Raw genomic sequence first — 24,821 nt, 5'->3', positions numbered from 1 at the left:
CTCAGCGGGCGGCGGAAATCGCGTCCTTCGCGGCCGTCTCCGGGGTGGCCGGCAGGGCCTCCCGCGGAACGGCGGGCGGAGTGAAGACCTGGGCCGACCGGGCGGCGGCCGGGTTGAGGTCCTTGTGGATGGCGCGGGCGACGGCCTGGATGGTGTTGACGCCGTAGTCCATGGTCGCGTTGTCCCACGTCAGGACCGTGATCGTGTAGTCGTGGCCGTTGCCGGTGAACGCGCCGATGCTGTGCACGCGCCAGCCGTGGGTGGCCCGGGACAGCCAGCCGTTCTTCACCTGGACGGTGGCGTCGGCGGGGGCTCCGGCCGGGGTGCCCCAGCGCTGGGAGGTGATGACCTTGCTCATCAGCTTCAGGGCGTACGACCGGTTGCCGTCGCTGAGCACGGTGTTCGGCACGGTCAGCAGCGCCAGCAGCTTCTGCTCGTCACGGGCGGTGATCTGGGTGAGCCCCCAGTAGCCGTCGGCGCCGGGAACGGTCTGGGTCATCCCCGCGGCCGTGAGGAAGCTCTTGATCTTCGTCAGGCCGAGCTGCTTCCACAGGGCGCTGGTCGCGGCGTTGTCCGACTTGGTGATCATGTCGTTGGCGAGCGTGAACTCGCGCTGCGTGAAGCCGCGCTTCTGCCTCTGCGCGTCCAGCAGCAGGGCCCCGAGCACGGTCACCTTCACCACGCTGGCCGAGTCGTATTTCTGGTCCGGCCGCAGAACGCAACTGGTCTTGCTGACGCGGTCGTTGAGGAGGACCGCGGTCGTCGACTTGCGGCCCGCGAGCGCGGCGTTGATGTCGGCGGTGAGCTTGGCGGCGAGTCCCGCCGTCTTTGAGGTGCAGGCGACCTGGGGCGTCGCGGCGGCCGCGGGCGTCGCGCCCGCGGCGAGCGGCACGAACAGGCCCGCGGCCACGGCGGCGGAGGCCGCTCGCGCGCGGCGGGATATTCGGTGGTGAGTCATGGAGGCTTCCCTGTCTCCTGGTGCTGTCGCGGGTGCGCCTCTCCGGTGCACCCGCCAACATGACTCACGACTGGCGGAAAAGTTGTATGAGTTACGTCTCAGTGCCGTGGCAGCCTTACCGATAGCCGGTAGAAACGGGTGATTTGGGCGGAATTCTGATTGTCGTCACTGGCCAGCAGGAGATGGAGCCGCCCGGGTGCTCGTGAAGTGACCGCCATGGCCTCGATGTTGTCGAGCAGCGGATTGGGCTGGGGCTGCTTGGCGGGGGCGCCGAGGGAGGGGCAGTCGGCGATGTCGGCGAGCAGGGTCTTGCGTACGAGCCGGATCCCGTCCTGGCCCGTGACGTCCTGCTCCGTCACGTACTCGACATCGCTCACATCGGTGGCATGCCGCAGGTCGGCCAGGTAGAGCCGGACGGTGTTACCGACACCCGCCGTGAACCCGCGCTCCAGCACGAGCAGCCGGCCGTCCCCGGTGGCGGTGGCCTCGCTGATCCCGAGCTTGGCGTCGGCTCGGTAGCCGTACTGCTCTGCGAGCCGGAACTCCTGCTTCTGGCCGTGCCGCCGCCAGGTCTGCAGCCGCACGATCCCGGGCCCGTCACCGGCGATCGGCCCCTCCATGGCGGCGACGAGGGTCCGGCCGCCGGGCTGCAGCGTCAGCCCCTCGAAGGTGAGATTCCGCGTGGCCCGCCCGGCAGGGGCGACGCGCAGGGCGTCGGGCACGGGAAGAGAGCCGAGTAGCGCGCCGTCGCGGCTGTAACGGCGTACGGAGGGCTCGGTCTCGGAGCTGACGAGGCGACTGCCGTCCCGCTCGACGGCAAGCCCCTCCGAGTCGAGCTGCGCGCCCTTCTCGTCGGCGAGATGTACAACGCTCTTCGGCCGCAGACTCGCACGGTCGAGACCGAACAGCTCCGAACGGTCGGAGACCGCGGCGATGTCGCCGTCCGTGTCGACCGCGAGAGCCGAGAAGTTGCCGACGAAGCTGCCCTGGAACTCGGTCTTGTCGAGCGCGTCGGAGTAACTGTCGATGTCCACGCGGGACGAGCAACTGCCCTCTTGGAGACGCGAGTTGGCGGGCGCGGCGGCGCCGAGGCAGGTGGCCACGGCCAGACCGGCGGTGACGGTGGCGAGTACGGGTCGCAGACGCATGGCGTCACGCTATGCCGCGAGGGGTTGAGCCCGGGCGGACTTCCCGTGAACGTTGGGCCGCCCGGGCCGCGCACCATGCCTGCGCCCCGCTGCTCCACGGGGGTTGGAGCAGCGGGGCGCAGGGGTCGGGTGGGACTCAGAGGTGCGTCGGGCCGAACATCCTCAGGACCGCCGGGAGCACGACCACCGAAGGACCGGGCTCGGCCAGGGCCTTGCCGAGGTCCTCCGCCAGGGACTCCGGCGTGGTGCGGGTCGCCGGGACGCCGAAGGATTCCGCCAGGGCCACGAAGTCCGGGCGGGACAGTTCCGTCGCCGTTGCCTCGCCGAATGCGTCCTTCATGTACTCGCGCAGGATGCCGTAGCCGCCGTCGTCCACGATCAGCCAGGTGACCGGCAGGTCGTACTGGCGGGCCGTCGCCAGCTCGGCGATCGAGTACATCGCGCCGCCGTCGCCGGAGACCGCGAGGACCGGGCGGGTGGGGTCCGCCGCCGCGGCGCCGAGTGCCGCCGGGTAGCCGTAGCCGAGACCGCCGGCGCCCTGGGCCGAGTGCATGGTGTTCGGGCGGCGGGCGTCGAAGGCGGACCAGGCCCAGTAAGCCAGGATCGTCATGTCCCAGAAGCTGGGGGCGTCGTCCGGCAGGGCCTCGCGGACGGAGGCCAGCACCTGCTGTTCCAGCGTGAGGTCCTGGGAGGCGATGCGGGCACGGACCTGGTCCAGGACCGTCCGTACCGCGTCCGCAGCCGAAGCGTCCTCGCGCTCCTCCACCGTCTCGAGGAGGGCCGAAAGCGCAAGCCGCGCGTCCGCGTGGATGCCGAGACCCGGGTGGTTGGACTCCAGCTTGCCGGCGTCCGCCTCGATCTGGATGACCCGGCCGCGCGGCGCGAACGTGTGGTAGTTCGAGGACAGTTCGCCCAGGCCGGAGCCGACGACGAGCAGCACGTCCGCGGACTCCAGGAAGTCCGTGGTGTGGCGGTCCTCCAGCCAGGACTGGAGCGAGAGCGGGTGCTCCCACGGGAACGCACCCTTGCCGCCGAAGGTCGTGACGACCGGGGCGTTGACCTTCTCCGCGAGCGCGAGCAGCTTGCCGGTCGCGTCGGAGCGTACGACTCCGCCGCCCGCGATGATTGCCGGGCGGGTGGCACGGGACAGCAAGTCGGCTGCCACCGCGGTCAGTTCGGGGCGGGGGACGAGGTCGTCCGGGGTCGCGTCCATCGCCGTGACCACCGGCAGTGTCGTCTGCGCCAGCAGGACGTCCTGGGGGATTTCGACCCAGACCGGCCCGTGCGGGGCCGTCAGCGCCGACTCCCAGGCCGCGGCGATCGCCGACGGGATCTGGGACTGGGTGCGGGCCGTGTGGACGGACTTCACCACATCCCTGAACGAGGCCTGCTGGTCACGCAGTTCGTGCAGATAGCCGTGACGGCCGCCGCCGAGCCCGGCCGTGGGCACCTGGCTGCCGATGGCGAGCACCGGCGCGGAGGCCGCGGCGGACTCCTGCAGCGCTGCGAGCGACATCAGCGCGCCGGGTCCGGTGGAGAGCAGCAGCGGGGCCACCTCACCGGTGATCCGGCCGTACGCGTCGGCGGCGAACCCCGCGTTGTTCTCGACGCGCAGTCCGACGTACGAGAGCGAGGACCGGCGCAGGGCGTCGAACATGCCGAGCGCGTGCTGGCCGGGCAGCCCGAAGACGGTGGTCGCGCCGAGACCGGCCAGGGTCTCGACGACGAGGTCGCCGCCGTTGCGGCCCGCCGGGGGGTTCAGCGCGGCCGTGGTCTGCGCCTGGGTCGGCCGCAGGACGAGGTCGTGGTCGTGGGTCACTGCGCCGCCTTCGCTGCCGCGATCTGGCGGGACATGATCGTGGTCAGCTCGTACGCCGTGTGGGAGGCGGCGACCGAGGTGATCTCGGCGTGGTCGTACGCGGGCGCGACCTCGACGACATCCGCGGAGACCAGGTTGCAGGAGGCGAGGCCGCGCAGGATCTCCAGCAGCTCGCGGGAGGTCATGCCGCCCGCCTCGGGCGTGCCGGTGCCCGGGGCGTGCGCCGGGTCGAGACAGTCGATGTCGATCGAGATGTAGAGCGGGCGGTCGCCGATGCGCTGGCGCAGCTGGTCGGCGACCTCGTCGGCGCCGCGACGGTAGACGTCGGACGAGGTGACGATGCCGAAGCCCAGCTTCTCGTCGTCGGTCAGGTCCTGCTTGCCGTACAGCGGGCCGCGGATGCCGACGTGCGAGAGCGCCTCGGTGTCGAGGATGCCCTCCTCGACGGCACGGCGGAACGGGGTGCCGTGGGTGTACTCCGCGCCGAAGTACGTGTCCCAGGTGTCCAGATGCGCGTCGAAGTGCAGCAGCGCGACCGGGCCGTGCTTCTTGGCGACCGAGCGCAGCAGCGGCAGCGCGATGGTGTGGTCGCCGCCGAGGGTCATCATGCGCGCGCCGGTGCCGAGCAGATCGTCGGCCGCGGCCTCGATCGTCTCGACGGCCTCGTTGATGTTGAACGGGTTCGCGGCGATGTCGCCCGCGTCCGCGACCTGCGCGAGAGCGAAGGGCGAGGCGTCCTGGGCCGGGTTGTAGGGGCGCAGGAGCCTCGACGCCTCGCGGATGGCGTTGCCGCCGAAGCGTGCGCCGGGACGGTAGGAGACCCCGGCGTCGAAGGGAACGCCGACCACGGCGACATCGGTGGTGCCGACCTCGTCGAGCCGGGGCAGCCGGGCGAACGTCGCGGGTCCGGCGTACCGCGGAATACGGGACGAGTCGATCGGGCCGCGCGACTGCTCGTTGCTGCTCATGTGAATTGCCTTCTTTCGTACGCTTCGTTGCGGTTTCGACTCTAGCTGGCTACGGCCGCGGGCTCGGCCGTGGCCTCTTCCTCTTCGGCGCCCCGGCCCGCCAGGCGCTCGCGCCAGTTCGCCAGGATCGCCGCGTCCGTCGGCCTGGTCGTCAGCGAGCCGATCAGGTACGCCGCGAGCGACAGGAGCAGGCCGTAGTAGACGGGCTCGTTGGCGAGGATTCCGTAGGAGGCCATCAGACCGATGACCGCGACGCCGCCGACGATCACCGAGGCGAGCGCGCCGTAGACCGTGCCGCGCTTCCACAGCAGGCCGCCGAGAATCGGCACAAGCAGTCCGCCGACGAGCAGGTTGTACGCGACGGTGAGCGCCTCGACGACATTGTTGAGCGCGATGGCGATACAGACGACGCCGACGCCCATGATCAGGATGAAGGCGCGGTTGCCCCTCACCTCGTCGTGGTCGCTGCCGCCCCGGGACGCCAGACCGCGCAGCCGCGACCAGATGTCGTTGTTGGCGACGGTCGCGCAGGCGATCAGCGCACCGGACGACGTCGACATCACGGCGGCGAGGGCAGCGGCGAGCACCAGTCCGCGCACACCGATGGGCAGTTCGTCCTTGACGATGGTCGCGAAGGCGTCGTCGGCGTTGGCCAGCTTCGGGTAGAGGACCCGGGCGGCCGTGCCGATGACGGCGCCTGCGAGGGCGTAGACGAGACAGTACGTACCGGCGACGGTGCCGCCGTGGCGCGCGACCTTGTCGCTGCGGGCGGTGAACACCCGCTGCCAGATGTCCTGGCCGATCAGCATGCCGAAGGTGTAGATCAGGACGTAGGTGAAGATCGTCTCGCCGCCGATGCCCAGCGGGTCGAAGTACTCGGTCGGGAGCTTCGCCTTCATCGCGCTGAAGCCGCCGGCCTTGACGACCGCGATGGGCAGCAGGAGCAGCAGGACACCGACCGTCTTGACGACGAACTGCACCATGTCGGTGAGGGTGATCGACCACATGCCGCCGAGCGTGGAGTACGCGACGACGATCGAGCCGCCGAGGATGATCGCGACGGTCCTGTGCATGTCGAAGAGGACGTCGAAGATCGTGGCGTAGGCGATGGTCGAGGTGACCGCGAGCATCAGCGTGTACGCCCACATCACGACGCCGGAGATGAGACCGGCCTTGCCGCCGTAGCGCAGGTCGAGCATCTCGGAGACGGTGTAGACCTTCAGCCGGGCGATGCGCGCGGAGAAGAACACGGAGAGGGCGAGGAGGCCGAGGCCGATGGTGAAGACCATCCAGGCTCCGGAGAGGCCGTACTTGTAGCCGAGGCCCACGCCGCCGATGGTGGAGGCGCCGCCGAGGACGATGGCCGCCATGGTCCCGGAGTACATGCTGGGGCCGAGGCGGCGGCCCGCGACCAGGAACTCGCTCTTGGACTTGGCGCGGCGCATGCCCCACCAGCCCATGCCGAGCATGCCGGCCAGATAGACGACGATTACTGCATAGTCGACAGCCATCGGCTTTCCTTCCGTCTCGTCCCCCGGGTTCTCAGGTCTTGTGCGACGACGGTAGGTGGCCGGAATGCAAGCCTGAAGAGTACGTTTCATCCATTCTTAACGCTGCCGATGGATGGACTGTCCATGCCGGAGACCGCAACAGCACCACCGACCCCACCGATCCCGCTCGCCGCACTGCTGGCCCGCGAGGAACTGGGGCTGCGCCAGATCGCCGGGCCGGTGGAGGCGGGCGCGGCGGTGCACATGGTGCACACCTCCGAGATGGAGGACCCCTACCCGTATCTGCTCGGTGGTGAGCTGCTGCTGAGCGCGGGGGTGCTGCTGAAGGACCCGGACAGGTATGTCTCGCGGATCGTGCAGGCGGGGGCGGCGGCGCTCGGATTCGGGGTCGCGCCGGTGCACGACACGGTGCCGGCGGATCTGATCGAGGCGTGCGACCGGCATGGGCTGCCGCTGCTCGAAGTGCCGCCGCAGACGACGTTCACGGCGGTCGCACGGGCGGTGTGGCGGCTGATGGCAGAGGCCCGCCACCGGGAACTGCGCCGGGTGACGCAGGCCCAGCAGGGCCTCGCCGCAGCGGCGGCCCGCCCGGACCCGATCCCGGCGGTCCTGCACCAACTGGCATCCCGCCTGGGGGGCCTGGCCGTCCTGCTGGCCCCGGACGGCACGGAACTGTCCTCGACGGGCCGCGCACCGGTGCCGTCGGCGGGGGCGGCGCTTCGGCACCTGGCACGCGTGGTGAACCCGCCATCGGGTGCGACGGAGAGCCCCGCGCCCGCGTCCGCCGCCGACAGCGTGCCCGGGGCCCAGCTCGCCGCCTATGCACTCGGGGGGAACCAAGGGCTCGTCCTCGGGCTCGCGACGCCCGCCCGGGAGCCCGGGGACCACACCGTCGCCGGGGTCGCCGTCGTCCTGCTGTCCCTGCTCACCGCACCCCACCAGGGCGCCGACAACACAAGCCGCAGTGCCGCCCTCGTGCGGCTGCTCCTCGGGGCGCGTCCCGCCGAGGCCGCGCCGCTGCTCGGGCCCGAGCTGTGGACCGTCGTGCACGCGCGCGGTGGCCGCGGCACCCCCTTCGCCGCGTCCGCCCTCGCCGCCGCGCTCGGCAGCGCGCTCGTCGACCCGGCCGACGACGGGACCGTACGCATCCTGCTGCCCGCCGACCGCGAGGTCGCCCCGCAGCCCGGCTGGGTCCTCGGCGTGAGCGCGCCCGTGCACACCGACGAGCTCGCCGCCGCCGACAGCCAGGCGGCCAGGGCCCTGCACCGGGCCGCCGCCACCCGCACGGATCTCGTCCGGCACCGCGGCACCTCGCTCGCCGCGCTGCTCTCCCCCGGCGAGGCCGAAGCCCATGCCCGGCTGCGGCTCGCCCCGCTCGCGGACTCGCCCGCGCTGCTCGACACCCTGCGCACCTGGCTCTCGCTGCACGGCAGCTGGGACCGTACGGCCGCGGCGATGGAGGTCCACCGCAACACCGTCCGCCAGCGCATCGCCCGCTGCGCGGCGCTGCTCGACGAGGACCTCGACGACGCCGACGTACGCATGGAGCTCTGGTTCGCGCTGCGCTGGCTGTGACGCGGACGACGGCACTCGCCCCTGGACAGCCCCGGTGACCGACCGGTAACTTTTTCTGAGCAAGCGCTTAGACAAAGCTTGGACGAGCTGACGAAGGAGGGCGTCCCCGTGCGCCGTACCGTGTACAACGAGGACCACGAGGCGTTCCGCGAGACCATTCGCGCCTTCATCGAGGCCGAGGTCGCTCCCGTCTACGACGAGTGGTACGCGGCGGGGCAGGCGCCTCGCGACTTCTACTACAAGCTCGGCGAGCTGGGTGTCTTCGGCATCGAGGTGCCGGAGGAGTTCGGCGGCGCGGGTCTTGAGACCTTCAAGTTCGAGGCCGTCATAGCCGAGGAGTGCGCCCGCGCGGGCGTGTCCTTCGGCGGCAGCGGCGTGCACGTGATGCTCTGCCTGCCGTACCTCAAGGCCTACGCCACGGACGAGCAGAAGAAGCGCTGGCTGCCGGACTTCGTCTCCGGCCAGACGATGTACGCCATCGCCATGACCGAGCCCGGCACCGGCTCGGACCTTGCGGGCATGAAGACCACCGCCAAGCTCTCCGAGGACGGCACGCACTACGTCCTCAACGGCGCCAAGACCTTCATCACCGGCGGCGTGCACGCGGACCGCGTCATCGTCTGCGCCCGTACCGACGCCCCCACCGCCGAGGACCGCCGCCACGGCATCTCGCTCTTCGTCGTCGACACCAAGTCCGAGGGCTACGCCGTCGGCCGCAAGCTCGACAAGCTGGGCCTGAAGGTCTCCGACACCGCCGAGCTGTCCTTCACCGACGTCAAGGTGCCGGTCGAGGACCTGCTCGGCGAGGAGAACAAGGGCTTCTACTACCTGGGCCAGAACCTGCCGCAGGAGCGTCTCGGCATCGCCGTCGGCGCCTACGCCCAGGCCAAGGCCGCCGTCCGCTTCGCCCAGCAGTACGTGGAGGAGCGCACCGTCTTCGGCAAGACCGTCGCCTCCTTCCAGAACACCAAGTTCGAACTGGCCGCCTGCAAGGCCGAGGTCGACGCGGCCGAGGCCGTCGTGGACCGCGCCATGGACGCCATCGACGAGGGCGAGCTGTCCGCCGCCGAGGCCGCGTCCGCGAAGCTGTTCTGCACCGAGGTCGCACACCGCGTCATCGACAAGTGCCTCCAGCTGCACGGCGGTTACGGCTACATGAACGAGTACCCGATCGCCCGCCTCTACGCGGACAACCGCGTCAACCGCATCTACGGCGGCACCAGCGAGGTCATGAAGTCGATCATCGCCAAGGACATGGGCCTGTAGGGCAGTTACCTTCTCAACTACCTTCACCTCATGAGCGAAGCACTTGACGGACTGCTCGATCTGCTCGACCTGGAGCAGATCGAGCAGGACATCTTCCGGGGACTCTCCCGCTCCGCGGTCGTCCCCCGCGTCTTCGGCGGACAGGTCGCGGCCCAGGCCCTCGTCGCCGCGGGCCGCACCGTCCCCGACGACCGCACGGCCCACTCCCTTCACGCGTACTTCCTGCGCATGGGCGACCCGGGCGCGCCGATCGTCTACACGGTCGACCGCATCCGCGACGGACGCTCCTTCACCACCCGCCGGGTCGTCGCCGTCCAGCACGGGCAGCCGATCTTCCATCTCTCGGCGTCCTTCCAGACGTACGAGGAAGGCCTTGAGCACCAGGCGCCGATGCCGCCCGCACCGGCCCCGGAGACGCTGCCGACGGCTGCGGAGATCCTGCCCAAGTACGCGAAGGACTTCGTCGACCCGGGCACCGTGGACCGTGTGCTCCAGGCGCGCGCCGCCGTCGACCTGCGCTATGTCGACGAGCCGCCGTACGGCACGGTGGGCCAGGCACGCGAGCCGCGCTCGCAGGTGTGGTTCCGGGCCAACGGCAAACTCGCCGACGATCCGCTGCTGCACGTCTGCCTGGCCACGTACGTCTCCGACATGACGCTGCTCGACTCGGTCCTGCTCGCGCACGGCCGCGGCGGCTGGGCGGTCGGCGACGTGGTGGGCGCGTCACTCGACCACGCGATGTGGTTCCACCGCCCCTTCAGGGCGGACGAGTGGCTGCTCTACGACCAGGAGTCGCCGTCGGCCTCCGGCGGCCGCGGCCTCGGGCAGGCCCGGATCTACACCCAGGACGGCCGTCTGGCGATCTCCGTCATCCAGGAGGGTGTCGTTCGCGTCCCCCGCTGATCCGGCGGGTCAGGACAGACCCGCCGCGTCCAGCAAATAGGCCGTCATCGGGTCGTAGAAGCGCGGGTCGGTGACATGGTCGTCCAGCGGGACCGCCACCTGGAGGGTGCCCTCCGCCTCGCCGATGAAGAGCGCGGGATCGTTGGAGTCCGCGTATCCGACGGAGTCCAGACCGCGCTGGCCCGCGCAGCCCGCCCAGCCGTGGTCGGCCACCACGAGGTCGGGCTGCGGTCTGCCGTCCCGCTCCAGGCCGTCCAGGATCGCGGCCATGGGCGCCGGGGAGTGCGTGTGCCACAGGGTCGCGCCGCGCTCCAGCATCGCCACGTCGGCGAACTGGAAGACCATGCCCTCGTCGGCCGTCAGCCCGCCCGGAATCCGTACGATCTCGCACCCCGCGGCCCGCAGCGCGTCCGCGGTCTGCCGGTGTACGTCGAGCAGGCCACCGGGGTGCCCGGTCGCGAAGAGCACCCGCTCCTGCCCGGCGGCGGCCTTGCGCAGCCGCGCCGCGAGGCGTTCCAGGGCGTCGACGGTGAGCTCCGGGTCGATCGTGTCCTGCCCGGTCCGGAACCCGGGATCGTCGTTGACCCCGCAGCGCTCGGCCATGACCGCGAGTACGTCCTGCTCGTCGGTCCAGCGGTCCCCGAGCTCCAGCCCCAGCCAGAAATGCCGGTCGCCGTTGGCGAGCTTGCGGTAGTGGGAGAGATTGTTGTCGCGGGGTGTGGCGACATCTCCGGCGATACGTGTGCGGACGAGGTGGTCGACAAGGGCGGCACGGCTGGGTATCGGCATGAACCCATTGTGCCGTCAGGTACGCACGCCGTGCCGGGCGTCCCGAACGCTGGACGTGTCTGCCCTCTGGGGCGACGGCACCAGCCGCCCGGTCGGCGCCGAGGGGCGGCACCGGCACAGGATCCCGCCGCAGTGTGCCGTGCCCGGCTCCACCGGGCACGGCACACGTCCGTTCAGTTCGCCAGCGACGCGAACGCCCCGTGCGCCAGCCGCCGCAGCAGCGTCTCCGTCGCGGCCCGGCCCGGCAGTCCGCCGCCGTACGAGCCCAGGTGCGGTGTCGAGTTGAGCAGCCCGAAGACCGCGTGGACCGCCGCGCGGGCCTCCGATTCCGCCACCTCCGGGTGGAGGTCGCGGACAGCCGCGACCCACAGCTCCACATACTGCCGCTGGAGCTGCCGCACCAGTTTGCGGTCGCTGTCCCGCAAGCGGTCCAGCTCCCGGTCGTGCAGGGTGATGAGTGGGCGGTCGTCCAGCGCGAAGTCGATGTGCCCGTCGATCAGCGCGGCGAGCAGCACCTCGGGGTCGGCCGCGGACTCCTCGACCCGGAGCCGGCCGCCGCTCAGCAGCCGCTCGCTGATGCCGACGAGCAGCTCGGCGAGCATCGCGTCCTTGCCCGCGAAGTGGCGGTAGAGACCCGGTCCGCTGATGCCGACGGCAGCCCCTATCTCGTCGACGCCGACCCCGTGGAAGCCGCGCTCGGCGAAGAGGCGCGCGGCCTCCTTGAGGATCTGCTCGCGGCGCGTCGGGGCCGCCGTCCTGGTGCTCATGAGAATTCATTCTAGACAGGGGTGTTAGCGCTCGTTAACCTAGACGAAACACGTTAACGCTCATTAACCGAGCAAGGGAGCTCGAGCGATGCAGCAGGCACCCGTGCTGGCGAGTGCGGCAGACCCCGCCTCTCCGGCCTGGCAGGCCAATGAGGTGGCGCACCAGGAGCTGGCCGACGCCCTGCGCGCCAAGCTCGCCGCGGCCCGTCTCGGCGGCGGTGAGAAAGCCCGCGCCCGCCACACGGCGCGCGGAAAACTGCTGCCGCGCGACCGCGTGGACACTCTCCTGGACCCGGGCTCGCCCTTTCTGGAGCTCGCCCCCCTCGCCGCCGAGGGGATGTACGAGGGGCAGGCACCGGCCGCCGGAGTGATCTCCGGGATCGGGCGGGTCAGCGGCCGCGAGGTGGTCGTCGTCGCCAATGACGCCACCGTCAAGGGCGGCACGTACTACCCGATGACGGTCAAGAAGCATCTGCGGGCGCAGGAGGTGGCCCTGGAGAACCGGCTGCCCTGTGTCTATCTCGTGGACTCCGGCGGCGCCTTCCTGCCCATGCAGGACGAGGTCTTCCCCGACCGCGAGCACTTCGGGCGGATCTTCTACAACCAGGCCCGGATGTCCGGCGCGGGCATCCCCCAGATCGCGGCCGTCCTCGGTTCCTGCACGGCGGGCGGGGCGTATGTGCCCGCCATGAGCGACGAGGCCGTGATCGTGCGGAACCAGGGCACGATCTTCCTCGGCGGCCCGCCCCTGGTGAAGGCGGCGACCGGCGAGGTCGTCACGGCCGAGGAGCTCGGCGGCGGCGAGGTCCACTCCCGTGTCTCCGGCGTCACCGACCATCTCGCCGAGGACGACGCGCACGCGCTGCGGATCGTACGGAACATCGTGGCGACGCTCCCCGAGCGCGGCCCGCTCCCCTGGTCGGTCGAGCCGGCCGAGGAGCCGAAGGTCGACCCCGCCGGTCTGTACGGCGCGGTGCCGGTGGACTCCCGCACTCCCTATGACGTACGCGAAGTGATCGCGCGGGTCGTCGACGGCTCCCGGTTCCAGGAGTTCAAGTCGGAGTTCGGGCAGACCCTGATCACCGGCTTCGCCCGGATCCACGGCCACCCGGTCGGCATCGTCGCCAACAACGGCATCCTGTTCTCCGAATCCGCCCAGAAGGGCGCCCACTTCATCGAGCTGTGCGACCAGCGCGGCATCCCCCTGCTCTTCCTGCAGAACATCTCGGGCTTCATGGTCGGCAAGGACTACGAGGCGGGCGGCATCGCCAAGCACGGCGCGAAGATGGTCACGGCCGTGGCCTGCACGCGCGTGCCGAAGCTGACCATCGTCATCGGCGGTTCGTACGGCGCGGGGAACTACTCGATGTGCGGACGGGCGTATTCGCCGCGCTTCCTGTGGATGTGGCCCAACGCCAAGATCTCGGTGATGGGCGGCGAGCAGGCGGCCTCCGTGCTGGCGACCGTGAAGCGGGACCAGCTGGAGGGCCGCGGCGAGTCCTGGTCCGCGGAGGACGAAGAGGCCTTCAAGAGTCCTATCCGTGGCCAGTACGAGTCCCAGGGCAATGCCTACTACGCGACGGCCCGGCTCTGGGACGACGGCGTGATCGACCCGCTGGAGACCCGTCAGGTGCTGGGCCTCGCGCTCACCGCCTGTGCCAACGCCCCGTTGACCGACCCCGCCTTCGGCGTCTTCCGGATGTGAGACGGACCATGACGATGTTCAGCACAGTCCTTGTCGCCAACCGAGGCGAGATCGCGGTGCGCGTCATCCGTACGCTGCGCGCGATGGGCATCCGCTCGGTCGCCGTGTTCAGCGACGCGGACGCGGACGCACGGCATGTACGGGAGGCGGACACCGCGGTCCGCATCGGCCCCGCGCCTGCCGCCGAGAGCTACCTGTCCGTGGAGCGCCTGCTGGAAGCCGCGGCCCGCACGGGCGCCGAGGCGGTCCACCCGGGCTACGGCTTCCTCGCGGAGAACGCGGGCTTCGCGCAGGCCTGCGCCGACGCGGGGCTGGTCTTCATCGGGCCGCCCGCATCGGCGATCTCGCTGATGGGCGACAAGATCCGCGCGAAGGAGACGGTGCGGGCGGCCGGTGTCCCCGTGGTTCCGGGCTCGTCGGGATCCGGCCTGAGCGACGATCAACTCGCCGACGCCGCCCGGGAGATCGGCATGCCGGTGCTGCTGAAGCCCTCGGCGGGCGGCGGCGGCAAGGGCATGCGGCTCACGCGCGTCGAGTCGGCGCTCCTCGACGAGATCGCGGCGGCCAGGCGCGAGGCGCGGGCCTCCTTCGGCGACGACACGCTGCTCGTGGAGCGGTGGATCGACCGGCCGCGGCACATCGAGATCCAGGTCCTCGCTGACGGACACGGGAACGTGGTGCATCTCGGCGAGCGCGAGTGCTCGCTGCAGCGCCGCCACCAGAAGATCATCGAGGAGGCGCCGAGCGTCCTGCTGGACGAGAAGACGCGTGCGTCGATGGGTTCCGCCGCCGTGGAGGCGGCCCTCTCCTGCGGCTATGTGGGCGCGGGCACGGTGGAGTTCATCGTCCCGGGCAACGACCCGTCCTCGTACTTCTTCATGGAGATGAACACCCGCCTCCAGGTGGAGCACCCGGTGACGGAGCTCGTCACCGGCCTGGACCTGGTGGAGTGGCAGCTGCGGGTCGCCGCCGGTGAGCAACTGGCGTTCGCCCAGGAGGACATCACCCTCACGGGTCATGCGATCGAGGCCCGTATCTGCGCGGAGGATCCTTCCCGGGGCTTCCTGCCCTCCGGCGGCACGGTGCTGGCGCTGCACGAGCCGCAGGGCGACGGCGTGCGCACCGACTCCGGCCTGAGCCGGGGCACGGAGGTCTCCAGCCTGTACGACCCGATGCTGTCCAAAGTCATCGCGTACGGCCCCGACCGCGCGACGGCGCTGCGCAAGCTGCGCTCGGCCCTCGCGGACACGGTCACCCTCGGCGTCCCGACGAACGCGGGCTTCCTGCGCGAACTGCTGGCCCACCCGGCCGTGGTCGCGGGCGACTTGGACACGGGGCTTGTGGAGCGGGACGCCGAGAGCCTGGTCGTGGACGGGGTCCCTGCGGAGGTGTACGCGGCCGCGACGCTGGTGCGCGGGCTGGATCTCCCCCACCCCGCCCCTTCCCGCAACCCCGCCGGGGGCTGGACCGACCCCTTCTCCGTGCCCAGCGGGTGGCGCCTCGGCGGCGTCCCCGCCTGGACGGTCCACCACGTCCGCGTACCGGGCCAGGACCCGGTGGCGATTCGCGTACGTCCGCAGGCGGGCTTCACGGACGTCCTGACAGAAGCCGCCTCGGCGGACGGCGCGAAGCTGCCGTCGGGGGGGTCCGGGGGCCTGCCCCCTCACGCGGCGGAGCCGCCCATGTCACAGTCGGGAAGGGGCAGGGTGGGGGATCAACTCCCTGCCCGCACCCGGCTCGTGCACGCCGCCGAAGGCAACGTCACCCTCGAGCTGGACGGCGTCACGCACCGCTTCCAGTACGCCCCCTCCCCGGAGGGGACCTGGCTCGGCCGGGACGGCCACTCCTGGCACGTCCAGGACCACGACCCCGTCGAGGCGTCCCTCAGTGGCGCCGCGCACGCCGGCGCCGACACCCTCGCCGCGCCCATGCCCGGCACCGTCACCGTCGTCAAGGTCGCCGTCGGGGACGAGGTCGAGGCGGGCCAGGGCCTCCTCGTCGTCGAGGCGATGAAGATGGAGCACGTCATCTCCGCCCCGCACGCCGGCACCGTCACCGAGCTGGACGTCACACCCGGCTCGACCGTCGCCATGGACCAGATCCTGGCGGTCGTCACCCCGAGGGAGGAAGCATGACCGACGGGCTGCCCATGGCCGTTCCCGTGCAGGATCTGCCGCCCCGCGTCCGGATCCACGAGGTCGGGGCGCGTGACGGCCTGCAGAACGAGAAGACGGTCGTCCCCACCGAGGTCAAGGCGGAGTTCATCCACCGGCTCGCCGACGCGGGCCTGACCACCGTCGAGGCGACCAGCTTCGTCCACCCCAAGTGGGTGCCCCAACTCGCCGATGCCGAGCAGCTGTTCCCCCTCATCGGGGACATCGATGGCGTCGCCCTGCCCGTCCTCGTACCGAACGAACGCGGGCTTGAGCGGGCCACCGCCCTCGGTGCGCGCCGTATCGCCGTGTTCGGTTCCGCGACCGAGACCTTCGCGCGGCGCAATCTCAACCGCAGCGTCGACGAGTCGCTGGCCATGTTCGAGCCGGTCGTCGCCAAGGCCCGCGCGGACAAGGTCCATGTCCGCGGCTATCTCTCCATGTGTTTCGGGGACCCGTGGGAGGGGCCCGTCCCCGTCCACCAGGTCGTCCGTGTCGCCAAGCAGCTGATGGACCTCGGCTGCGACGAGCTGAGTCTCGGCGACACCATCGGCGTGGCGACACCCGGCCATGTGCTGGCCCTGCTCGCCGCCCTGAACGAAGAGGGTGTGCCGACCAATGCCATCGGTGTGCACTTCCACGACACCTACGGCCAGGCACTCGCCAACACCCTCGCCGCTCTTCAGCACGGCGTGACCACCGTGGACGCCTCCGCGGGCGGCCTCGGCGGCTGTCCGTACGCGAAGAGCGCGACCGGAAATCTCGCCACCGAAGACCTCGTGTGGATGCTCGACGGCCTCGGCATCGAAACCGGGGTCGATCTCGGCCGCCTCACCGCCACGAGCGTGTGGATGGCCGAACAGCTGGGCCGACCGAGCCCGTCCCGCACCGTCCGTGCCCTCTCCCACAAGGAGTGACTCCCCCATGTCCCTGGACCACCGGCTCACCCCCGAGCACGAGGAACTCCGCCGCACCGTGGAGCAGTTCGCGCACGATGTGATCGCGCCGAAGATCGGCGACTTCTACGAGCGCCACGAGTTCCCGTACGAGATCGTCCGCGAGATGGGCCGCATGGGCCTGTTCGGACTGCCCTTCCCCGAGGAGTACGGCGGCATGGGCGGCGACTATCTCGCCCTCGGCATCGCCCTGGAGGAGCTGGCCCGCGTCGACTCCTCCGTCGCGATCACCCTCGAAGCCGGTGTCTCGCTCGGCGCGATGCCCGTCTACCGCTTCGGCACGGAGGAGCAGAAGCGGCAGTGGCTGCCGCAGATGTGCTCCGGCGAGATGCTCGGCGCCTTCGGGCTGACCGAACCCGGGGCGGGCTCGGACGCCGGCGGTACCCGCACCACGGCCGTGCGGGACGAGGCGACGGGCGAGTGGGTGATCAACGGCTCGAAGTGCTTCATCACCAACTCCGGTACGGACATCACGGGCCTGGTCACGGTCACGGCGGTGACCGGCCGCACCGAGGGCGGCAAGCCGCTGATCTCCTCGATCATCGTCCCCTCCGGGACCCCCGGCTTCACCGTTGCCGCCCCCTACTCCAAGGTCGGGTGGAACGCATCGGACACCCGTGAGCTGTCCTTCGACGACGTCCGGGTGCCGCTGGCCAACCTGCTCGGCGAGGAGGGCCGCGGGTACGCCCAGTTCCTGCGGATCCTCGACGAGGGCCGGATCGCGATCTCCGCGCTCGCGACGGGCCTCGCGCAGGGCTGTGTGGACGAGTCCGTGAAGTACGCCAAGGAGCGGCACGCGTTCGGGCGGCCGATCGGCGACAACCAGGCCATTCAGTTCAAGATCGCCGACATGGAGATGCGGGCGCACATGGCCCGGGTCGGCTGGCGCGACGCGGCCTCACGACTGGTCCAGGGCGAGCCGTTCAAGAAGGAGGCGGCGCTGGCCAAGCTGTACTCCTCCACGGTCGCGGTGGACAACGCGCGTGAGGCCACCCAGATCCATGGCGGCTACGGGTTCATGAACGAGTACCCGGTGGCCCGGATGTGGCGCGACTCCAAGATCCTGGAGATCGGCGAGGGCACGAGCGAGGTGCAACGGATGCTGATCGCCCGGGAGTTGGGGCTCACGGGCTGACCCGGTCACCCCTGGGGCGGGCGTGGTGCGGGGCACCCACTGGACAGCAAGTGAGGTTAGGCTAACCTATCTTCGAAACTGCCAGTGGCCGAACCGGCACGCACGAAAGCGGACATAACCATGCCCAACGCCCGCCCGTCCCATCTCACCCGTCGCGGCCTCCTCGCCGCCGGCAGCGCCCTCGGGCTCGGCGCGGCGCTGGCCGCCTGCGGCAGCGAGGACAAGAAGGGCGGCGCCGGCAAGGCCGCGGAGAAGTCGGGCCGCTGGTCCTTCACGGACGACCGCGAGAAGAACGTCCAGTTGAAGGCGACCCCGAAGAACATCGTCGCCTTCACCGGCACCGCCGCGGCCCTCTACGACTACGGCGTCGAGGTCAAGGGGGTCTTCGGCCCGACCACGACCAAGGACGGCAGGCCCGACGTCCAGGCGGGCGACCTCGACGTCACCAAGGTCAAGGTCATCGGCAATGTCTACGGCCAGTTCAACATCGAGCAGTACGCGGCCCTGAACCCCGAGCTGCTCATCACCAACATGTGGGCCAAGAACGACCCGTGGTACGTCCCGCCGCAGTCCAAGGACAAGATCATGAAGCTGGCCCCCAGCGTTCTGCTGTGGGCGGCCGAGACCACGATGCAGAAGGCCCTGGAGCGGCACGCCGAGCTCGCCGCCTCCCTCGGCGGTGACGTCAAGGGCAAGAAGGCCGCCGACGCCAAGGCCCGCTTCGAGAAGGCCGCGGCCCGGCTGCGCGCCGCCGCGAAGGCCAAGGCGGACATCAAGGTGCTCATCGGCTCCGGCAGCCCGGAACTGTTCTACGTCTCCGTCCCGAAGATGTCCGCCGACACCCTGTACTTCCAGGAGCTCGGCGTGAAGTTCGTCGAGCCGAAGCCGAACGCGCAGGGCTTCTTCGAGGAGCTCAGCTGGGAGAACGCCGGCAAGTACGGCGCCGACATCATCATCCTGGACAACCGCACCGGGACCCTGCAGCCCGACGCCCTGACGAAGAAGCCGACCTGGGGCAAGCTGCCCGCCGTCAAGGCCGGACAGGTCATCCCGCGCGTCACCGAGCCGATCTACTCCTACGACAAGTGCGCGCCGGTCCTCGAAGACCTGGCCAAGGCCATCGAGACCGCGAAGAAGGCCGCCTGACCATGACGACTGCCGTGGCCGCCCCGTTCCGATTCTTCAGTCTTGAGGTTGTACGGACCAGGCGGCTCGGCCCGTCCATGGTCCGCGTCACCTTCGGCGGCGAGGGACTCAAGGACTTCGCCGCCGGAGGCCGCGACCAGAGCCTCTCCCTCTTCCTGCCGCACCCCGGCCAGGAGACTCCCGTCGTGCCTGTGCCGGACGACGGAGACATGTACGCCACGCTCGGCGCGTGGCGCGCGATGCCCGAGGACGTACGGGCCGTGATGCGCTCGTACACCGTGCGGGAACAGCGGCTCGAACCCGCCGAGGTGGACATCGACTTCGCCGTTCATGCCGACGGCGGACCGGCCTGCCGCTGGGCCCTCCGGGCCGCGCCCGGCCACCGGGTGACGGTGCTCGGCCCGGCCGTCGCCGACAACACCGCCGTGCGCTGCCGCCCGCCCGAGGACACCGACTGGGTGCTGATCTGGGCCGACGAGACGGCACTGCCCGCCGCCGCCGTGATCCTGGAGTGGCTGCCCGCCGGCATGCAGGCGCGGGTCTGGCTCGAGGTGCAGCACACCGAGGACCGCCAGGATCTGAAGACCGCGGCGGACGCCCGTATCACCTGGCTCGTACGGGAAGAGGGCGCGCCCTCGGCCCTGGAGGCGGTCAGCCGGGCGGAGTTGCCCGAGGGCAGTGCGTACGCCTGGATCGCGGGCGAGTCGGGAAGCGTGAAGGCGCTGCGCCGCCATCTGGTGCGCGAGCGCGAACTCGATCGCCGCCGCGTCACGTTCGTCGGCTACTGGAAGCGCGGCGTGAGCGAGGACGGCCTCCGCGATGAGGCTGTGGCCGACGAGGCCGACGACATGTGAACAACGGCATAACTGCCGTGCCCCGAGGGGGGCGAGGGACCGCTGGCACGGAAAGTTAGGTTAGGCTAACCTTACTCCAGCATCCTCGCCCCCCTCGCTTGTCCGGAGGACATCGCATGCGCTCGCACCTGCTCAATGACGTAACGGCGGAGAGCTATCGGCGCTCCGTGACCGAAGGAGTCGAGCGGGTGGCGAACCGACTCGCCACGACCCGGCGGCCGTTCACCGGCGTCACCGCCGACGAACTCGCCCCGGTGATCTCCGCGGTCGACCTCGACCAGCCGCTCGGCGACGCCTCCGCCGCCCTCGACGAGCTGGAGACCGTCTATCTGCGGGACGCCGTCTACTTCCACCACCCCCGCTATCTCGCCCACCTCAACTGCCCGGTCGTCATCCCGGCCGTCCTCGGCGAGGCCGTGCTCTCCGCGGTCAACTCCTCGCTCGACACCTGGGACCAGAGCGCCGGCGGCACCCTCATCGAACGCCGCCTCATCGACTGGACCGCGCAGCGGATCGGCCTGGGAGCCGCCGCCGACGGCGTGTTCACCAGCGGCGGCACACAGTCCAACCTCCAGGCGCTGCTGCTCGCCCGCCAGGAGGCCAAGACGACGGACCTCGCGAAACTGCGCATCTTCTCCTCCGAGTGCAGCCACTTCAGCGTGCAGAAGTCGGCGACGCTGCTCGGACTCCGGCCCGAAGCCGTCGTCTCCGTCCCCGTCGACCGCAACAAGCGGATGCAGACGCTCGCTCTCGCCGCGGAGCTTCAGCGCTGCACACGGGACGGCCTGGTCCCCATGGCCGTCGTAGCGACCGCGGGCACCACCGACTTCGGCTCCATCGACCCGCTGCCCGAGATCGCCGAGCTGGCCCAGCAGTACGGCACCTGGATGCATGTGGACGCCGCGTACGGCTGCGGACTGCTGGCCTCGCCCACCCGCCGCCAACTCCTCGACGGCATCGAGCACGCCGATTCGGTCACTGTGGACTACCACAAGTCCTTCTTCCAGCCGGTGAGTTCGTCCGCCGTGCTGGTACGGGACGGGGCGACGCTGAGCCACGCCACGTACCACGCGGACTACCTCAACCCGCGGCAGACGGTCGAAGTGGGGGCACCTCCCGTGCCCGGAGGGCTACGGGGGAGCATTCCGAACCAGGTCGACAAGTCCCTGCAGACCACACGCCGCTTCGACGCGCTGAAGCTGTGGATGACGCTGCGCGTGATGGGCGCGGACGGTGTCGGGGAGCTCTTCGACGAGGTCTGCGACCTGGCCGCGGCGGGCTGGGAGCTGCTCGCCGCCGACCCGCGCTACGACGTGGTGGTCCAGCCGCAGCTTTCGACGCTGGTCTACCGCTACATACCCGAGTCCGTCACCAGCCCCACCGAGATCGACCGGGCCAACCTCTACGCCCGCAAGGCGCTGTTCGCGTCCGGCGAGGCCGTGGTGGCCGGTACGAAGGTCGGCGGCCGCCAGTACCTGAAGTTCACCCTGCTCAACCCCGAGACGACGACCGAAGACATCGCCGCCGTACTCGATCTGATCGCCGGCCACGCCGAGCAGTACCTGGGAGAGAACCTTGTCCACGCCTCTTGATTTCATCGGTATCGGACTGGGTCCGTTCAATCTGGGGCTCGCCTGTCTGACCGAGCCGATCAACGAACTGGACGGCCTCTTCCTGGAGTCCAAGCCGGACTTCGAGTGGCACTCCGGCATGTTCCTGGAGGGCGCGCATCTCCAGACGCCGTTCATGTCGGACCTGGTCACCCTCGCCGACCCGACCTCCCCCTACTCCTTCCTCAGCTACCTGAAGGAATCGGGACGGCTGTACTCCTTCTACATCCGCGAGAACTTCTATCCGTTGCGGACCGAGTACAACGACTACTGCCGCTGGGCCGCCGCCAGACTCAGCTCCATCCGCTTCTCCACCACGGTGACCCGGGTCGAGTACGAGAACGAGCTGTACGTCGTCCACACCGAGGCGGGCGAGCAGTTCCGCGCCCGCCACATCGTCCTGGGCACCGGCACCCCGCCGTACATCCCCGAACCCTGCCGGGGACTGGGCGGCGACCTGCTGCACAACTCGCGTTACCTCGACCACAAGGAGGCGCTGCAGCAGAAGGAGTCGATCACCCTCGTCGGCAGCGGCCAGAGCGCGGCGGAGATCTACTACGACCTGCTCTCCGAGATCGATGTGCACGGCTACCGGCTCAACTGGGTCACGCGCTCCCCGCGGTTCTTCCCGCTGGAGTACACCAAGCTGACGCTGGAAATGACCTCGCCGGAGTACATCAACTACTTCCACGCGCTTCCGGAAGCAACCCGCTACCGGCTCGAGTCGCAGCAGAAGGGCCTCTTCAAGGGCATCGACGGCGGTCTCATCAACGAGATCTTCGACCTGCTCTACCAGAAGAACCTGAAGGGCCCCGTCCCGACCAGGCTGCTCACCAACTCCTCTCTCCAGAGCGCCGGTTATGAGGACGGGACGTACACCCTCGGCCTGCGCCAGGTGGAGCAGGGCAAGGACTTCGAGCTGCGCACGGAGGGCCTGATCCTCGCCACCGGCTACAAGTACGCCGAGCCCGAGTTCCTGAAGCCCATCAGCGACCGGATCCGCCGCGACGGGCAGGGCCGCTTCGACGTCGCCCGCAACTACGCCATCGACACGGCGGGCCGCGAGATCTTCCTGCAGAACGCGGGGGTGCACACGCACTCCATCACCTCGCCCGACCTGGGCATGGGCGCGTACCGCAACGCCTACATCATCGGAGAGCTGCTGGGTTCCGAGTACTACGCCGTCGAAAAGTCCATCGCGTTCCAGGAGTTCTCCGCATGACGTTCACCGTCCGCCCCCTCGATCCCTTTGCCGACGCCGAGCTGGTGCACGGCTGGGTGACCCATCCCAAGGCCGCGTTCTGGCTGATGCAGGACGCGAAACTGCAGGACGTCGAGCGGGAGTACATGGCGATATCCGCCCATGAACACCACCACGCCTTCATCGGGCTGAAGGACGGCGAGCCCGTCTTCCTGATGGAGCGCTACGACCCGGCGCACGTCGAACTCGTCGGGCTGTACGACGCCCGGCCGGGCGACGTCGGCATGCACTTCCTGGTCGCGCCGACCGATACGCCCGTGCACGGCTTCACCCGCGCGGTGATCACCGCGGTGATGGAGACGCTGTTCGCGGACGAGGCCACCACGCGTGTGGTCGTCGAGCCGGACGTGCGCAACAAGGCCGTGCACGCGCTCAACGAGGCCGTCGGCTTCGAGATCGTCGGGAAGATCGAGAAGCCGGAGAAGGACGCGTACTTGAGTATCTGCACGCGGGAACAGTTCACGGCCGCGCGAGGAGCGATCCGATGAGTCTCGCCGACGCCGTGTCGCATCTGACGCCCGAGCTGTGGGAGCAGGCCAACCGGCTCCTCGTACGCAAGGCGCTGGCGGAGTTCTCGCACGAGCGGCTGCTGGTTCCCGAGTCCCTCGGCGAGGAGCTCTACCGGGTCCTGAGTGACGACTCCGCGACCGAATACCGCTTCACCGCCCGCCGGTTCGCCCTCGACCACTGGCAGGTCTTCGCCGACTCCATCACCCGCCACCGGGACGGTGAGCGGCAGCCCCTGGACGCACTCGACTTCTTCATCGAGCTGCGCGGCTCGCTGGGCCTGAGCGACGAGATCTTGCCGGTCTATCTGGAGGAGATCTCCTCCACCCTCTCCGGCACGGCGTACAAGCTGACCAAGAAGCCCGTCGCCTCCGCCGAGCTGGCCACGGCAGGCTTTCAGGCCATCGAGACGGGCATGACCGAGGGCCACCCCTGCTTCGTGGCCAACAACGGCCGGCTCGGCTTCGGGGTACACGAATACCTTTCGTACGCCCCCGAGACGGCCGGCGAGATCCGCCTGGTGTGGCTCGCCGCCCGGCGGGATGTCGCCACCTTCACGGCGGGCGCCGGACTCGACTACGAATCGCTGGTCCGCGACGAACTCGGCGAAGCGACCCTCGCACGCTTCGGCGGGCAGCTGAACGCCCTCGGCCTCGACATCGCCGACTACTTCCTGCTGCCCGTCCACCCCTGGCAGTGGTGGAACAAACTCTCCGTCACCTTCGCCGCCGAGGTCGCCCAGCGGCGGCTGGTGTGCCTGGGCACGGGCGACGACGACTATCTCGCGCAGCAGTCGATCCGCACCTTCTTCAATGCGAGCGCCCCGGCCAAGCACTACGTCAAGACAGCGCTGTCCGTCCTCAACATGGGCTTCATGCGGGGCCTTTCGGCCGCGTACATGGAAGCGACCCCGGCGATCAACGACTGGCTCGCGGGCCTGATCGACAGCGACGACGTGCTGAAGGCCGTGCGCTTCTCGATCATCCGCGAGCGGGCGGCGATCGGCTACCACCACCGCCAGTACGAGCGGGCGACCGACCGCTACTCGCCGTACCGCAAAATGCTCGCCGCGCTGTGGCGCGAGAGTCCGGTGCCGTCGCTGCGTCCGGGCGAACGGCCGGCGACCATGGCCTCGCTGCTCCATGTCGACCACGAGGGCGCGTCGTTCGCGGGCGCGCTGATCGACGAGTCGGGCCTGGCACCCGCGGAGTGGCTGCGGCGCTATCTGGACGCGTATCTCACGCCCGTACTGCACAGTTTCTACGCGTACGACCTTGTCTTCATGCCGCACGGCGAGAACGTCATTCTCGTCATCGGCGAGGACGGCACGGTCCAGCGGGCGATCTTCAAGGACATCGCCGAGGAGATCGCGGTGATGGACGCGGACGCGGTACTGCCGCCCGCCGTCGAACGGATCCGCGCGGACGTCCCCGACGACATGAAGCTGCTCTCCGTCTTCACAGACGTCTTCGACTGCTTCTTCCGCTTCCTGGGGGCCACGCTGGTCACGGAGGAGCGGCTGGACGAGGACACGTTCTGGCGGACGATCGCCGAGTGCGTCACGGCGTACCAGGAGTCGGTGCCGCATCTGGCGGACAAGTTCCAGGAGTACGACATGTTCGCGGGCGAGTTCGCGCTCTCCTGCCTCAACAGGCTCCAGCTGCGCAACAACAAGCAGATGGTGGACCTGGCGGACCCGGCGGGCGCGCTGCAGCTGGTCGGCGCGCTGGAGAACCCGATCGCGCGGTTCTCCCACTGAACGGGCGGGCGCGCCGGTGAATACGGTCCCT

Annotated in this window: 20 protein-coding genes; 13 read left to right on the top strand and 7 right to left on the bottom strand. The window is 70.0% G+C overall.

Translation table 11 applies throughout. The annotated features are described in order from the left end of the window. Position 1 precedes the first annotated feature (1 nt). From ABZS64_RS14380 to ABZS64_RS14360, 5 genes are all read right to left on the bottom strand, one after another. Complete coding sequence (locus ABZS64_RS14380; protein WP_355828118.1) at positions 2–958, bottom strand: serine hydrolase; 957 nt, start codon at positions 956–958, stop codon at positions 2–4. 98 nt (positions 959–1,056) lie between these two features. Next, a complete protein-coding gene (locus tag ABZS64_RS14375; protein WP_355828116.1) occupies positions 1,057–2,106 on the bottom strand; it encodes an esterase-like activity of phytase family protein in 1,050 nt (349 codons plus the stop codon). Positions 2,107–2,242: 136 nt separating this feature from the next. Then, entirely contained in the window at positions 2,243–3,925 is a 1,683-nt protein-coding gene (locus ABZS64_RS14370; RefSeq protein WP_355828113.1) for a thiamine pyrophosphate-binding protein, read from the bottom strand. Beyond that, on the bottom strand, positions 3,922–4,893 hold the full coding sequence (gene speB / locus ABZS64_RS14365; protein ID WP_355828111.1) for an agmatinase: 972 nt from the start codon (positions 4,891–4,893) through the stop codon (positions 3,922–3,924). The genes ABZS64_RS14370 and speB overlap by 4 nt, the downstream gene beginning before the upstream one ends. A gap of 41 nt (positions 4,894–4,934) precedes the next feature. Then, entirely contained in the window at positions 4,935–6,404 is a 1,470-nt protein-coding gene (locus tag ABZS64_RS14360; protein ID WP_355828108.1) for a sodium:solute symporter, read from the bottom strand. Positions 6,405–6,527: 123 nt separating this feature from the next. Here ABZS64_RS14360 and ABZS64_RS14355 point away from each other — a divergent pair, with 123 nt between their 5' ends. The 3 genes from ABZS64_RS14355 to tesB all read left to right on the top strand — a co-directional run bounded on the left by ABZS64_RS14355 (position 6,528) and on the right by tesB (position 10,148). Beyond that, on the top strand, positions 6,528–7,979 hold the full coding sequence (locus tag ABZS64_RS14355) for a PucR family transcriptional regulator (RefSeq protein WP_355828105.1): 1,452 nt from the start codon (positions 6,528–6,530) through the stop codon (positions 7,977–7,979). Between the two features lie 108 nt (positions 7,980–8,087). Then, complete coding sequence (locus ABZS64_RS14350; RefSeq protein WP_355828102.1) at positions 8,088–9,245, top strand: acyl-CoA dehydrogenase family protein; 1,158 nt, start codon at positions 8,088–8,090, stop codon at positions 9,243–9,245. A 30-nt stretch (positions 9,246–9,275) separates the two neighbouring features. Then, the gene (tesB, locus tag ABZS64_RS14345) at positions 9,276–10,148 is read left to right on the top strand and encodes an acyl-CoA thioesterase II (protein ID WP_355828099.1); all 873 of its coding nucleotides are present in this window, start codon (positions 9,276–9,278) and stop codon (positions 10,146–10,148) included. A gap of 9 nt (positions 10,149–10,157) precedes the next feature. On the opposite strand, the gene ABZS64_RS14340 is transcribed toward tesB, so the two are convergent. Together ABZS64_RS14340 and ABZS64_RS14335 are read right to left on the bottom strand one after the other, a co-directional pair. Beyond that, positions 10,158–10,937, bottom strand: a complete 780-nt coding sequence (locus tag ABZS64_RS14340; protein WP_355828096.1) for a phosphatase — start codon at positions 10,935–10,937, stop codon at positions 10,158–10,160. Between the two features lie 173 nt (positions 10,938–11,110). Beyond that, positions 11,111–11,704: a TetR/AcrR family transcriptional regulator gene (locus tag ABZS64_RS14335; RefSeq protein WP_355828093.1), complete on the bottom strand. Its 594-nt coding sequence runs from the start codon at positions 11,702–11,704 to the stop codon at positions 11,111–11,113. Positions 11,705–11,792: 88 nt separating this feature from the next. On the opposite strand from ABZS64_RS14335, the gene ABZS64_RS14330 reads away from it, so the two are divergent. From ABZS64_RS14330 to ABZS64_RS14285, 10 genes are all read left to right on the top strand, one after another. Continuing rightward, the gene (locus ABZS64_RS14330; RefSeq protein ID WP_355828090.1) at positions 11,793–13,409 is read left to right on the top strand and encodes a carboxyl transferase domain-containing protein; all 1,617 of its coding nucleotides are present in this window, start codon (positions 11,793–11,795) and stop codon (positions 13,407–13,409) included. Between the two features lie 14 nt (positions 13,410–13,423). Next, positions 13,424–15,544: an acetyl/propionyl/methylcrotonyl-CoA carboxylase subunit alpha gene (locus tag ABZS64_RS14325; RefSeq protein WP_355828362.1), complete on the top strand. Its 2,121-nt coding sequence runs from the start codon at positions 13,424–13,426 to the stop codon at positions 15,542–15,544. Then, positions 15,541–16,479 (top strand): hydroxymethylglutaryl-CoA lyase, encoded by a 939-nt coding sequence (locus tag ABZS64_RS14320; RefSeq protein ID WP_355828087.1) that lies wholly within the window; start codon positions 15,541–15,543, stop codon positions 16,477–16,479. The genes ABZS64_RS14325 and ABZS64_RS14320 overlap by 4 nt, the downstream gene beginning before the upstream one ends. A 7-nt stretch (positions 16,480–16,486) precedes the next feature. Then, positions 16,487–17,653, top strand: coding sequence for an acyl-CoA dehydrogenase family protein (locus ABZS64_RS14315; RefSeq protein ID WP_355828084.1), 1,167 nt, complete (start codon positions 16,487–16,489; stop codon positions 17,651–17,653). Positions 17,654–17,773: 120 nt separating this feature from the next. Next, the gene (locus tag ABZS64_RS14310; protein WP_355828081.1) at positions 17,774–18,799 is read left to right on the top strand and encodes an ABC transporter substrate-binding protein; all 1,026 of its coding nucleotides are present in this window, start codon (positions 17,774–17,776) and stop codon (positions 18,797–18,799) included. Positions 18,800–18,801: 2 nt separating this feature from the next. Then, positions 18,802–19,653: a siderophore-interacting protein gene (locus ABZS64_RS14305; protein WP_355828078.1), complete on the top strand. Its 852-nt coding sequence runs from the start codon at positions 18,802–18,804 to the stop codon at positions 19,651–19,653. Between the two features lie 116 nt (positions 19,654–19,769). Beyond that, a complete protein-coding gene (locus ABZS64_RS14300) occupies positions 19,770–21,245 on the top strand; it encodes an aspartate aminotransferase family protein (protein ID WP_355828076.1) in 1,476 nt (491 codons plus the stop codon). Continuing rightward, positions 21,229–22,485, top strand: a complete 1,257-nt coding sequence (locus ABZS64_RS14295; RefSeq protein WP_355828073.1) for a lysine N(6)-hydroxylase/L-ornithine N(5)-oxygenase family protein — start codon at positions 21,229–21,231, stop codon at positions 22,483–22,485. Before ABZS64_RS14300 ends, ABZS64_RS14295 begins: the two co-directional genes overlap by 17 nt. Further along, the gene (locus ABZS64_RS14290) at positions 22,482–23,012 is read left to right on the top strand and encodes a GNAT family N-acetyltransferase (protein WP_355828070.1); all 531 of its coding nucleotides are present in this window, start codon (positions 22,482–22,484) and stop codon (positions 23,010–23,012) included. Before ABZS64_RS14295 ends, ABZS64_RS14290 begins: the two co-directional genes overlap by 4 nt. Beyond that, positions 23,009–24,790, top strand: coding sequence for an IucA/IucC family siderophore biosynthesis protein (locus ABZS64_RS14285; RefSeq protein ID WP_355828067.1), 1,782 nt, complete (start codon positions 23,009–23,011; stop codon positions 24,788–24,790). Before ABZS64_RS14290 ends, ABZS64_RS14285 begins: the two co-directional genes overlap by 4 nt. Positions 24,791–24,821: the final 31 nt, after the last annotated feature.

It is taken from the genome of Streptomyces sp. NPDC005408, from assembly GCF_040606445.1.
In the GTDB taxonomy this organism is placed as follows: domain Bacteria; phylum Actinomycetota; class Actinomycetes; order Streptomycetales; family Streptomycetaceae; genus Streptomyces.
The sequence above is the reverse complement of the archived record's forward strand: the minus strand, read 5'-3'. Positions and strand labels throughout refer to the sequence as shown.

Excerpts from the sequence above, each read along its gene's own strand:
- ABZS64_RS14325 (WP_355828362.1), top strand. The coding sequence starts at position 13,424 with ATGTTCAGCACAGTCCTTGTCGCCAACCGAGGCGAGATCGCGGTGCGC.
- tesB (WP_355828099.1), top strand. The coding sequence starts at position 9,276 with ATGAGCGAAGCACTTGACGGACTGCTCGATCTGCTCGACCTGGAGCAG.
- ABZS64_RS14315 (WP_355828084.1), top strand. The coding sequence starts at position 16,487 with ATGTCCCTGGACCACCGGCTCACCCCCGAGCACGAGGAACTCCGCCGC.
- ABZS64_RS14330 (WP_355828090.1), top strand. The coding sequence starts at position 11,793 with ATGCAGCAGGCACCCGTGCTGGCGAGTGCGGCAGACCCCGCCTCTCCG.
- ABZS64_RS14360 (WP_355828108.1), bottom strand. The coding sequence starts at position 6,404 with ATGGCTGTCGACTATGCAGTAATCGTCGTCTATCTGGCCGGCATGCTC.
- ABZS64_RS14335 (WP_355828093.1), bottom strand. The coding sequence starts at position 11,704 with ATGAGCACCAGGACGGCGGCCCCGACGCGCCGCGAGCAGATCCTCAAG.
- ABZS64_RS14310 (WP_355828081.1), top strand. The coding sequence starts at position 17,774 with ATGCCCAACGCCCGCCCGTCCCATCTCACCCGTCGCGGCCTCCTCGCC.
- ABZS64_RS14285 (WP_355828067.1), top strand. The coding sequence starts at position 23,009 with ATGAGTCTCGCCGACGCCGTGTCGCATCTGACGCCCGAGCTGTGGGAG.
- ABZS64_RS14375 (WP_355828116.1), bottom strand. The coding sequence starts at position 2,106 with ATGCGTCTGCGACCCGTACTCGCCACCGTCACCGCCGGTCTGGCCGTG.
- speB (WP_355828111.1), bottom strand. The coding sequence starts at position 4,893 with ATGAGCAGCAACGAGCAGTCGCGCGGCCCGATCGACTCGTCCCGTATT.
- ABZS64_RS14340 (WP_355828096.1), bottom strand. The coding sequence starts at position 10,937 with ATGCCGATACCCAGCCGTGCCGCCCTTGTCGACCACCTCGTCCGCACA.
- ABZS64_RS14355 (WP_355828105.1), top strand. The coding sequence starts at position 6,528 with ATGCCGGAGACCGCAACAGCACCACCGACCCCACCGATCCCGCTCGCC.
- ABZS64_RS14305 (WP_355828078.1), top strand. The coding sequence starts at position 18,802 with ATGACGACTGCCGTGGCCGCCCCGTTCCGATTCTTCAGTCTTGAGGTT.
- ABZS64_RS14300 (WP_355828076.1), top strand. The coding sequence starts at position 19,770 with ATGCGCTCGCACCTGCTCAATGACGTAACGGCGGAGAGCTATCGGCGC.
- ABZS64_RS14290 (WP_355828070.1), top strand. The coding sequence starts at position 22,482 with ATGACGTTCACCGTCCGCCCCCTCGATCCCTTTGCCGACGCCGAGCTG.
- ABZS64_RS14380 (WP_355828118.1), bottom strand. The coding sequence starts at position 958 with ATGACTCACCACCGAATATCCCGCCGCGCGCGAGCGGCCTCCGCCGCC.
- ABZS64_RS14320 (WP_355828087.1), top strand. The coding sequence starts at position 15,541 with ATGACCGACGGGCTGCCCATGGCCGTTCCCGTGCAGGATCTGCCGCCC.